The sequence below is a fragment of the Reyranella sp. genome (genome assembly GCF_017305915.1).
Lineage (GTDB): Bacteria > Pseudomonadota > Alphaproteobacteria > Reyranellales > Reyranellaceae > Reyranella.
Genome location: NZ_JAFKJN010000054.1, coordinates 1 through 10,832 on the forward strand (window position 1 = coordinate 1; position 10,832 = coordinate 10,832).

At 67.9% G+C, this 10,832-nt stretch carries 9 protein-coding genes; 2 read left to right on the forward strand and 7 right to left on the reverse strand.

Going from position 1 to position 10,832, the window contains the following annotated elements; genetic code table 11:
• Positions 1-282: 282 nt before the first annotated feature.
• Together J0J01_RS32495 and J0J01_RS32500 are read right to left on the reverse strand one after the other, a co-directional pair.
• Positions 283-2,370 carry an adenylate/guanylate cyclase domain-containing protein gene (locus tag J0J01_RS32495; RefSeq protein WP_296387791.1) on the reverse strand — a complete coding sequence of 696 codons (2,088 nt, stop codon included), beginning with the start codon at positions 2,368-2,370 and terminating at the stop codon, positions 283-285.
• Entirely contained in the window at positions 2,371-3,627 is a 1,257-nt protein-coding gene (locus J0J01_RS32500) for a patatin-like phospholipase family protein (RefSeq protein ID WP_296387792.1), read from the reverse strand.
• A gap of 70 nt (positions 3,628-3,697) precedes the next feature.
• Here J0J01_RS32500 and J0J01_RS32505 point away from each other — a divergent pair, with 70 nt between their 5' ends.
• On the forward strand, positions 3,698-5,086 hold the full coding sequence (locus J0J01_RS32505; protein WP_296387793.1) for an amidohydrolase family protein: 1,389 nt from the start codon (positions 3,698-3,700) through the stop codon (positions 5,084-5,086).
• A 189-nt stretch (positions 5,087-5,275) separates the two neighbouring features.
• Here the strand turns inward: J0J01_RS32505 and J0J01_RS32510 are convergent, their stop codons facing one another.
• From J0J01_RS32510 to J0J01_RS32530, 5 genes are all read right to left on the reverse strand, one after another.
• Positions 5,276-6,475: an Hsp70 family protein gene (locus J0J01_RS32510; protein ID WP_296387794.1), complete on the reverse strand. Its 1,200-nt coding sequence runs from the start codon at positions 6,473-6,475 to the stop codon at positions 5,276-5,278.
• A gap of 187 nt (positions 6,476-6,662) precedes the next feature.
• Positions 6,663-7,850, reverse strand: coding sequence for an ABC transporter substrate-binding protein (locus tag J0J01_RS32515; protein WP_296387795.1), 1,188 nt, complete (start codon positions 7,848-7,850; stop codon positions 6,663-6,665).
• 42 nt (positions 7,851-7,892) lie between these two features.
• Complete coding sequence (locus J0J01_RS32520; protein WP_296387796.1) at positions 7,893-8,108, reverse strand: hypothetical protein; 216 nt, start codon at positions 8,106-8,108, stop codon at positions 7,893-7,895.
• A 7-nt stretch (positions 8,109-8,115) separates the two neighbouring features.
• Entirely contained in the window at positions 8,116-9,078 is a 963-nt protein-coding gene (locus tag J0J01_RS32525; RefSeq protein ID WP_296387797.1) for a tripartite tricarboxylate transporter substrate binding protein, read from the reverse strand.
• Positions 9,075-9,926, reverse strand: coding sequence for a TauD/TfdA family dioxygenase (locus tag J0J01_RS32530; protein WP_296387798.1), 852 nt, complete (start codon positions 9,924-9,926; stop codon positions 9,075-9,077). Before J0J01_RS32530 ends, J0J01_RS32525 begins: the two co-directional genes overlap by 4 nt.
• Before the next feature lie 189 nt (positions 9,927-10,115).
• Between J0J01_RS32530 and J0J01_RS32535 the strand changes: the two genes are divergently transcribed.
• Positions 10,116-10,646: a hypothetical protein gene (locus tag J0J01_RS32535; RefSeq protein ID WP_296387799.1), complete on the forward strand. Its 531-nt coding sequence runs from the start codon at positions 10,116-10,118 to the stop codon at positions 10,644-10,646.
• Positions 10,647-10,832 lie beyond the last annotated feature (186 nt).

A 10,832-nucleotide genomic window follows, 5' to 3' on the forward strand; every position in this document is an offset into this window, starting at 1 on the left:
GTCGCTGACAGCTCCAGCCGCGTCACCTCGATCTTGAGCCCCATGCTGTCCTCCGCCGCAATACGCCGACCGGAGACACAGAATCGAACATTGCAGCGAAGGGAAACTCAAATCTCGCAAGAGTCAGGATTTTCGTCGGCTGGTATTAGCACCCTCCCCATTCATATGGGGAGGTGTCGCCGTCATACGGCGACAGAGGGGTCATGTTCTTCCTTGATGGATGACCCCTCCGTCAGCGTAAGACGCTGACACCTCCCCATATGAATGGGGAGGATTGCTTGATTACTTGAAGTCGAAGTGCCAGGCGCCGTCCCAGCCGGGCGGCACGCCGTCGCGGAGGAACTGGGTGCAGCGTGCGATCAGCACACGGCACGGCCCATCACCCGGCCGTAATGCTGCCGCCTGCTCGAACGCCGCGATGGCCTCGGCGAACCGGCCGTCGTCGTAGGCCGCGCGGCCGGCCAGCCAGCGCTCGAGGAAGGGCGCGTGGGTTGCCGCGGTGTCCGCCTCGCCGAGCGGCTCGCAGATCCCCATCACCTCGGTCGTGCCGGCCGCGACGATGCGGTCGATCGACCGCCAGACGAAGGCCTTGGCGGTGCGCTGCGAGACCTCGATGCTGGCCAGGATCTCGGTGCCGTAGGCCTTGTTCAGCCCCTCGAGCCGCGACGCCTGGTTGGCGACATTGCCGACCAGCGTGTAGTTGATGCGGTCGCGCGCGCCGACATTGCCGACCAGCGCCAGCCCGGCATGCAGGCCGAAGCGAGTGCGGAACACCGGCCGGCCGCGGCCGTGCCACTTCTCGGCCAGCTCGCGGCTCGCCGCGGCGGCCTGGAGGGCGGCGCGGCAGGCATGCAGGACATGGTCGGGATCGGGCTCCGGCGCGTTCCAGAACGCCATGACGCTGTCGCCGATATACTTGTCGATCATGCCGCGGTTGGCCGAGATCGCGTGGCCCAGCGCCTCGAAGTAGCGCGACAGGCGGCTGGTCAGCAGCTCCGGCGCGATGCCCTCGCTGATGCGCGAGAAGCCCTCGATGTCGGTGAACATCACCGTGACGTCGCGCCGCTCGCCGCCGACGCCGGTGCTGGCGGGCGAGCGCATGATCTGGCGCACCAGGTCCTTGGACACGTAGTGGCCGAACACCTCCAGCCCCTCGCGCATGCGCTCGACCGCCTCGGACAGGCGCAGGACCTCGGTGATACGGCTCCTGACCGGTACGGTGTCGGAGAAATCGAGGTCGCGGATGCGCTGCGTCTTGACCGCGAGCCGCGCCATCGAGCGCGACAGCAGGAAGGACACCAGCGTCGCGGCGAGGATGGCGAGACCGACCGACGCGGCGCCGGCATAGGCGCCGCGCTCGAGCAGCGCGCGCGAGATGACCGTAAGCTCCTCGACCGGCACCGCTGCGGCGACGGCGAAGCCCTGGCCGTAGATCGGCGGAATCGGATGCACGATCAGCTTGTAGGCGCGGCCGGCCACCTCGACGTCGCGCCGGACGGAGCGGCCGGCGGCCTCTATCGCCGTCCGGCGCACCTCGGCGCGCACCTCGTCGTCGCCGGGCAGGCAGGTCGCATCGGTCGGATCGCAGGGCCGCGTCTCGATGAAAACGTCCGAATGGGCGGACGCGACCAGGATGACGGCATTCGGCGTGATCTTGTACTGCACGATCAGCCGCGACAGCGTGCCGAGCGAGGAGTCGAAGCCCAAGACGCCGCCCCGCGGCATCGGCACGCCAACCGAGACGCCCGGTTCGCGCGACCAGGCGAAGCGATAGGGCGCGGTGAGCGCCGGCGCACGGCTCAGCACGGCGGCGCCGTACCAGGGCCGACGGCGCGGGTCGAAGTCGCTGGCCCGCGTGTGCGGCTCGCCGAGGCTATCGTCGACGCCGACGAACCGCCATGTTTCGCGGCGCTCCGTCCCGTCATCCTCGATCACTCGCACGACGATCGGATCGCCGGGCGGGACCTTGAACTCCTCGCGCTGCGCCGGCCCCAGCGATTCGGTGCGCCCGGCATAGAGCATCCGTCCGTCGGGATAGCCCGCGAAGGCGGCGTCCGCCGACGGATGGCGGCGCAGCACGGCGACGAGCTGGCGCAGGCGCTCATCGTCGGCCGCCGTGCCCGCCTGCGGGGCGAAGGCGGGTTGCTCGCCGAGCGCCTGCCCGACCGAGACGACGACCCGCAAACCGGTGCTCAGGAAACCGACGACAGCGGTGTCGAGCTCCGCCATGCGCTGGTCGACATCTTCCTTCTCGAGCCGATCGACGGCGCGCCAACCCAGCCACAGCAGGGTCGACGACAGCGGCACGACGATCAGCGCCATCAAGGTCAGGATGGTGACGCTGAACGGAACCGAGCGACGGCTGGCCATCTAGCCCGCCGCCGGCCCGATCTGGGTGAGCGGCGTCGGATCGTAGCCCGGCGGATACTTGCTCCAGGCCGTGCCGTCGGCGATGGCGGCGCGACCGACCCGATAGAGCCGGTTCATGTATCCGGTCTCGAACGGCTCGCCGGCCTTCTCGCCGAAGCTCGCGGGAATCCACGCGACGTTGAAATCGATGTGGTCGCGCTGGGCGAGCACGTAGAGCTGGTAGAGATCGCCAATTCCCTGGGTGGCGATCAGCGTCGAGACGGCGCGGCTGGCGATCTTCACCGTGCTGCGGTCGACCGTCTCGATGTCAGCGCCCGGCCGCGCGTTGCGGATGACATAGAGCCGGCGTGGCCGGTCGCGCACCGTCCGCCGAAGGCGCACGGCGTCACCCGCGCCGGTGACCAGCAGGTCGTCGCCGGCGAAGGACGGCGGATAGAAGGCAACCTGGGACACCGTGCCGCCGTCGACGTGCATCTCCTGGAAGTGCTCGCCGCCTGCCTCGAGGTCGATCATGACCGGCGGGAAGGCGCCCGGGATCGAGGCCGACGCCAGCAGGATCTTGGCGACCAGCTCGGCGGCGTCGCGGTGGCCGCTGGCCGCGATGGCGCCGATGTCCCAGAGCACGCCGACCGGAACGTCGAGGTTGGTGGTGGCGATGCATAGCAGCCGGCCCTTCTCGGTGTATTCGCGCGCGATGTCGGCCATCATCGTCGGAGTCAGCACGGAGCGGATGGTGTGCAGCAGCGGCGTCGAATCGTAGAGCGACTCACCCAACGCGGCCGCGACCAGGCCGTTGGAGGCCATCACGTCCTTCTTGCCGGTCGCGGTGTAGAAGCGCTCGAGCTCGCGGTCGTAGGCGGGGCCGAGGAAGGCGAACGGCGCGATCAGGGCGCCGGTGCTGACGCCGGTGACCACCTTGAATTCCGGCCGCGTGCCGAGCGCGCTCCAGCCGGTCAGCAGGCCGGCGCCGTAAGCCCCGTTCTCGCCGCCGCCGGAAATGGCGAGGTAGGTCGCAGGGCCGAGCGACTTGGCGCCGGTTCTCTCGGCATAGGCCAGCTCGCGGCGCAACGACTCGCGGGCCATGTGGCCCATCAGCGCGTCGTCGGAGCCGTCAGTCAGCACCCGCGTCCCTTTCGGCAGGCCGTGGAACGACGCCGAGCCGCGCAGCTTCTCCGGCAGCGATGCCAGCCGCGCCGGCACGTCGCAACCCGCCACCAGGCTCGCGCCCAATCCAACCAACACCAAACGACGACGCATACTCGCTTCGCTCCCCCTGTCTCCGGCCATAATATATCGCTACCGTGGCACAAAACAGTTTGGGGATGCCATGACCGCCATCATCCACGACGCCGTGATCGTCACCGGCGACGACAACGACACGGTGCACTACTGCGCCTCGATTGCGATCGACGGCACGAAGATCGCCGCGATCGGCCCGAACGCCGAGCTGCAGCAGCGCTACCCGACGGCCGAGCGGATCGACGGGCGCGGCCGCATGGTGATGCCGGGCTTCGCCAATACCCACACGCACCTGACCATGACGCTCGCACGCGGCGTGTTCGAAGACCTGTCGCCGCCGCACAAGCCGCCCTTCTCCGGCGGCCTGTCGCCGATCCCGCTACCCGACATGACGCCGGAGGAGCGCACGGTCATGGCGCAGCTCGGCGCGCTGGAGTGCCTGCGCAGCGGCGTCACCTTCCTGCTGGAGGATTCCAACGACATCGACGACTACGCCGAGATGCTGGCCAAGAGCGGCCTGCGCTTCCTGTTCGGCGAGCGCGCCTACGACCGCACCGGCACCTCGATCGGCGACCCCGCGCCCTTCCAGCTCGACCGCGCCATGGGCGAGAAGCACATGGCGACGATCGAGAAGACCTTCGCCAAATGGAACGGCAAGGCCGACGGCCGCATCCGCATCGCCATCTCGGCCTGGGCCCCGGACATGTGCTCGCCCGAGCTGCTCAAGGACCTGAGCGCCCTGCAGAAGCAGCTCGGCACCTGGATCACCATCCATCTCAACCAGATCTGGGGCGAGGTCGCGGCGGTGCAGGCGCATCGCAACCGGCTGCCGACCGAGTACCTGGCAGAGCTGGGCTTCCTCAACGACAAGGTGATCTGCGCCCATTGCCGCTGCATGGACCCGCGCGAGGAGAAGCTGCTGGGCGAGGCCAAGGCGATCGTCGCCTTCAACGCCGCGATCGCGGCGCGCCGCGGCCTCAGCCCGCGCGTCGAGTCGCTGGAGCGCCAGGGCTGCACGATCACCATGGGCTCGGACAACATGGCCGAGGACATGGTCGAGGTGATGCGCACCGGCCTGTTCATGGAGCGGGTGCGCCGCGAGGACGGCCGCCATCCGACGCCCGAGCAGGCGCTGCGCTGGGCGAGCCGCAACGGCTACCGGGCGTTCGGCATGCCCGACGGCGGCTGGCTGGCCGCCGGCAACAAGGCCGACCTGATCGTGATCGACACCCAGCGCGCCCACCTGGTGCCGATGCTGCGCGCGGTCTCGAACTTCGTGCACAACGGCCAGGCGCGCGACGTGCAGGGGGTGATGGTCGACGGCCAGTGGCTGATGCGCGACGGCAAGGTGCTGACCATGGACGAGCCCGCCATCGTCGCCCAGGCGCAGGAGGTCGCGAACAAGGCCTGGTCGCGTCAGTTCAGGAAGCGCTTCGACAAGGTGCCGGCCGGCTTCTCGCCCGCCGCGCTGCCCTGATGTGGAATTCGTCAGAAGTCGGATCAAGCCTTCCTCCCCATTCATATGGGGAGGTGCCCCGCTCATAGCGGGGCGGAGGGGTCATAAGCCCCAACACGACTACGGCCCATGACCCCTCCGCCCCCGTAAGACGGGGGCACCTCCCCATATGAATGGGGAGGATTGCTTCGCGCGAGACGCCCGAGACGGTCAGGCCATGAATCCCGCCATCTGCGTCAGGCCCAGCGCAACCGACAGCAGATCGGAACCGCCGGACAGACGGGCGGACGGTGCCGCTCGGGCGACTGCGGCGCGCACGGCCGGCACGCGGCTCGAACCGCCGGTGAGAAAGATCGTCTCGATGGCGGCCGGCTTGAGGCCCGCCGCGGCGATGCAGTCGCTGGCCGACCGGTAGAGCCGCTCGACCCTCGCCGCGATGGCGTGGTCGAACTCAGGCCGCGTCGCCGTGGCCACGAGGCCCGCTTCGACAAAGGCCAGCGGCATGGCCACGCGGTCCTCGGCGCTCAGCGCGATCTTTGCGTCCTCCACGGCGAACGCCACGCGATGGCCGAGCCGTTGCTGCACGACTTTCAGGAGGCGCTCCACCTTCGCGGGTTCGGCCGCGAGCGCAACCAGCTCGGCGATCTCGCGCTCGTTCCGGTAAGTGTAGGCGAAGTTGATCGTCGCCCAGGTGGCGAGCTCGTGATAGAGCGCGTTCGGCATCGGCAGGTCTTTTTCCACCAACTGCGTGCCGAGCCCGAGCAAAGGCATCACCGCCGCGAGGTCGAGCGCCGTATCGAAATCGGTGCCGCCCACGCGCACGCCGGACGTCGCCAGCACGTCCTGGCTGCGATCGGCGCGCCCGCGATGCTGCGGGCCGACGCGGACGATGGAGAAGTCGCTGGTGCCGCCGCCGATATCGGCGATCAGCACCAGTTCCTCGCTTTGCACCGTCTGCTCGTAGTGGTGCGCCGCCGCGATCGGCTCGTAGACGAACGCGACGTCGCGAAAGCCCACCCGCTTCGCAATGCCTTCGAGGACGGCCTGCGCCCGCGCATCGGCACTGTCGTCGTCGTCGACGAAGCGCACCGGCCGGCCATGCACGACCGCGGCGATCTCCCGCCCGGCGAAGGCTTCGGCCTTGTCCTTCAGATGCTGCACGAAGATCTCGACGACCTGGCGGAGCGGCACCTTGCGGCCGCCCAGGACGGTCTCCTCGTCGATCAGGGGCGAGCCCAGGATCGACTTCAGCGCCCGCATCAGCCGGCCTTCGGTCTGCCCGACATAGGCCGCGATCGCCTCGTTGCCGAACTGCACCCGGCCTTTGGTCTCGTAGTCGAAGAACACCGCGCTCGGCACCAGCGTGCTGTCCGCCTCGAGGGGCGCGAGCGTCGCCGTGCCGTCGCGCATGACGCCGATCGCCGAGTTCGACGTCCCGAAATCCAATCCGCAAGCGAGCATCTCTGTCCCCTTCCTACCGCGAAGGGGACCTCATTTATTGAGAAGAGCCGCGCGTTGCCAGACTGTTTCTTTTCACCTATAGTGGGCTCGTTAGAGGGATGCGCGATTTCTTGCGCGTCCCTCTTTCGTTGGCGCCCTAGTCCTCCGCGAAATCCCAGCTCTTGCCGTTGAAGCGTTGCAGCTTCATGTACTGGATCACCCGGTAGTCGGTGGCGCTGGTGTTGATCGTGCTGCCCGGCAGCAGCAGCGGCAGGTGGAAGTCCTTCAAACTCGCCGCCTGCTTCATGATGTTCTCGCGCGTCAGGTCATTGCCGCACTGCTTCAGCACCTGCTCGAGAGTCTTGGCGTACATGTAGCCCGCCTCGTTCAGGCTGTCGCTGAGCTCGGCGCCCGGCATGTTCTCCTTCATCCAGGCCATCCACTCCTTGACGTCCTGGTCGTTCGCCCACTTGGGATCGGTGACGTCCTTGAGGAACCCGGCCGACAGGATGCCGGTCGACTTGTCGAGCCCGGCCGGCTTGAAGGTCGCGCCGACCGAGGCCGCGCCGAGATGCAGGTAGGTGCGCGGCTTCCAGGCGAGATCGTCGAGCTTGGTGATCGCCTGCGCCGCCTGCTTGGCATAGGTGAACAGGAACAGCGTGTCGGCGCCCGAGGCCTTGAGCGCGATCAACTGGCTGTCGATCGTCGGATCGGTCGCCTGGAAGTTCTGGCTGGCGACGATCATCGCCTTTGCCTTGTCGCCCAGGGCCATCTCGAGGCCGTGCACCAGGTCCTTGCCGAAATCGTCGTTCTGGTAGAGCACCGCGACCTTGGCGTCGGGCTTCTTGGCCAGCAGGTCCTTGGCGTAGAAGCCGGCTTCGGCCTGCAGGTTGGGCTGCCAGCCCATCGTCCAGGGGAACTTCGACGGGTTGTTGAAGTCGGTGGCGCCGGCCGCGATGAAGAGCTGCGGCACCTTCTTTTGGTTCAGGTAAGGACGCACCGCCATGTTGAGCGGCGTGCCCAGCACGTTGAACACCAGCGCGACCTGGTCGCTCTCGACCAGCCGGCGCGCATTCTCGACTGCCTTGGGCGGGGTGTAGCCGTCGTCGAGGCTGATGAAGGCGATCCTGCGGCCGTTGATGCCGCCCTTGGCATTCAACGACTTGAAGTAGGCGTCCTCGACCTTGCCGAGCTGGCCGTAGGCCGATGCCGGCCCGCTATAGGCGATGGTCTGGCCGACCTTGATCTCCTTTTCGGAGGTCCCGGGGCCGTATTTCGGCTGCGCCGAGACGGCGCTGGCAATCAGGCAGGCGGCGATGGCCGCAAGGCTCCTCCGATACGGCATGTCGTTTCCTCCGGTTGTTTTCTTGATGGGACTTCCACGGATCTAGGCCGCCGTCTGCCACCAGCGCCGGGCCGCAACCGCCGCCCAGATGGCTTCGACGAGGCCGAACGGCCAGGCGCCCTGCAGGAATCCGTAGATCGATCCCAGCAGGCAGGCGCCGGCGAACGCCAGGATGAACCAGGGGCTGCGCCGCTCCAGGGCGTAGCACACCAGCATCGCCGTGACCGCGAACAGGCCGAACGCAGTGAGGGCATCCATGGGCCGCTCACTCCACCGTCATCCCGGCCTCGCGCACGATCGATTCGTAGCGCTTGCGTTCGGCCGCGATGAAATCGTCGAACGCCGCCGGCGTGCCGCCGACCGCGACGCCGCCCTGCGTGGCGATCACCTGTTTCACCGCCGGCGTGGCGACGGCGCGGATCGTCTCGTCGCTCACCTTCTTCAGCAGGTCGGCCGGCATGCTCTTCGGGCCGATCAGCCCGTACCACGCCACCGACTGGTAGCCCGGCACGCCCGCCTCGGCGACGGTCGGCACGTCGGGATAGTCGGGGCTGCGCTCGGTCGAGCTGACCGCCAGCGCGCGCAGCTTGCCGGAGGTCACCACTTCCCTGGCGTTCGGCTGGATGATCACGACGTCGAGATTGCCCGCCATCAGGTCGAGCTGGGCGGGATTGCCGCCCTTGTAGGCGACATGGGTCATGGTGAGCCCGGCCATGTGCGCGAACAGCGCGCCGGCCAGGTGCTGCGACGAGCCGTTGCCGCCCGAGCCGTAGTTCAGCGGCTTGGGCGACTTCCTGGCGTAGTCGATGAGCTCCTGCAGCGTCTTCGCCGGCAGCGAGGGATGCACCAGCACGAGCTGCGCGAAGGTCGCGAGCAGACTGATCGGCGTGAAGTCGTTGACGCCGTCGTAGGGCAGCTTCTTGTAGATCAGCGGGTTGATGGCATGGCCCATCGCCACCGTGCTGAGCGTATAGCCGTCGGGCGCCGCCTTGGCGACGATCTCGCCCGCGACCACGCCGTTGGCGCCGGCGCGGTTGTCGGCGACCACGACCTGGCCCCAGGTCTCCTGCATGTGCTGGCCGACCGCACGCGCCAGCAGGTCGGTCGTGCCGCCCGGGGAGAACGGGATGACCATGCGGATCTGCTTCTCGGGATAGCTTTGCGCGCGCGCAACAGCCGGCATGAGGGCCGCGGCTGTGAGCCCCTTGAGGAAGACGTGTCTTTTCATTGCAGGTAGTAGCCCGACGGCGTGCCCTTGACGGTGGTGCGCTCGAGATGGCGGGTCTCGCCGTCGGCATAGTCGCCGAGCGCGATGTGCATGGTGCAGCGATTGTCCCACAGGATGATGTCGTCCTGCTTCCACTGATGGCGGTAGCAGAACTGCGGCCGCGTCGCGTGCTTCACCAGATAATCGATCAGCGGCTTGCTCTCCTCCGGAGTCATGTCGACCAGGCACGAGACCTTCTCGCCGATGTAGAGAGCCTTGCGGCCGGTCTCGGGATGGACGCGCACGATCGGCTGGGCGATCGGCGGATTGATCCGCGTCTGCTCGCGCTCGCGCGCGGTGTTGGGATCGGTGACCTTCCGCCGGCCGGTGTGGATGGCGTAGAGCGGCTCGATCATCTTCTTCATGCCGTCCGACAGCGTGTCGTAGGCCAGGTACATGTTGGTGAACATGGTGTCGCCGCCGACCGGCGGGATGGCGATGCCGCGCAGCAGCGAGCCCAGCGACGGCTCCAGGGTGAACGACATGTCGGAATGCCATTGCTGGCCGGTGTATTTCGACGCCGATTCCTTGCCGCCCTCCTCCGGGACGTTGGTGACCAGCAGCAGCTCGGGATGGTCGGGATGGCGGTCGCGCGGCAGCGAGTCGTGGCGGTCGAGCTCGCCGAAGCGGCGGCTGAAGGCGATGTGCTGCTCGCGGGTGATCTTCTGGTCGCGGAACAGCAGGATGCCCTTCTCCAGGAAGGTGCGATGGATCTGGTCGAACTCGGCGTTGCTGAGAGACCGGGCGAGGTCGACGCCCTGGATCTCCGCGCCGAGCGCGTGCGACAGGGGCCGGACAGTGATGGGCATAGTGGAACCTTGCTGGAGCCGAAACTTCGCATACGGTGCGCAACGACTGGCTGAGCGTCAACCGACGCCGTTGCAAAGCTGCCGGCCGTTCGGGGCAATCAGCGTCCGGTGCGCGGCGGACCGCAATTGCACTCGGTGCGATGCCATTTTCTGTTGGCAGCCCCGGCGCGAGGGAGAATATTGGCCGCCATGCCACCCGTCGATCCGGCTTCGTTCCTCGCGCCGCTCAGCCTCTCCAACGTGCTGACGATGCTGTGTGCGCTGCTCTGCCTCTGGACGACGTCGCCGCAGGCGCATGGTGGCGTATGGCGGCTGTGGCGGCTGGCGACGCCGGCCGCGTTCGCGGCGGTGGTGTCGCTGATGCTGCTGTCCTCGGTGTTCGAGGCGACGTGGCAGCACGATGCCGAATGGCTGGCGGCGCTGTTGATCGGCGGCCTCGCCGGCCGCACGCGCGGCTGGACCCTGCCGGTCGAGATCGATCAGATGTGGGGCCTGGTGCGGCTGCCGCGCTCGCGGGACGCGCTGATCGCGGCCTTCGGCATGGTGGCGATGTCGGTGCTCGACTTCTCGTCGGCGGCGGTCGAGGGCATAGTGCTGCTCGAGCCGCAGCACATCGCGGCGGGCTCGGCTTTGTTCGCGGGCTTCATCGGCTGCCGGGCGCTTGCGATCATCGTGCGCTCCACCCGCGCCCCGCACGTCGGCTTGCGCGACGCGGCTTAGGACTTTCTTCAAGATTCTGGAGAGCAATCCTCCCCATTGAATGGCTGTCGCATTCACACATCTTTGTTGCGGGGTGTTGTGAAGCTCGATTCTCTGTCTGGAGGGTAGCAGGCGGAGAGGTCGATGAGCGGTATGGAATACGGGCTGGGCGGGTTTGGCGACCGGCGCCTGGAAAAAGGGGGGCCT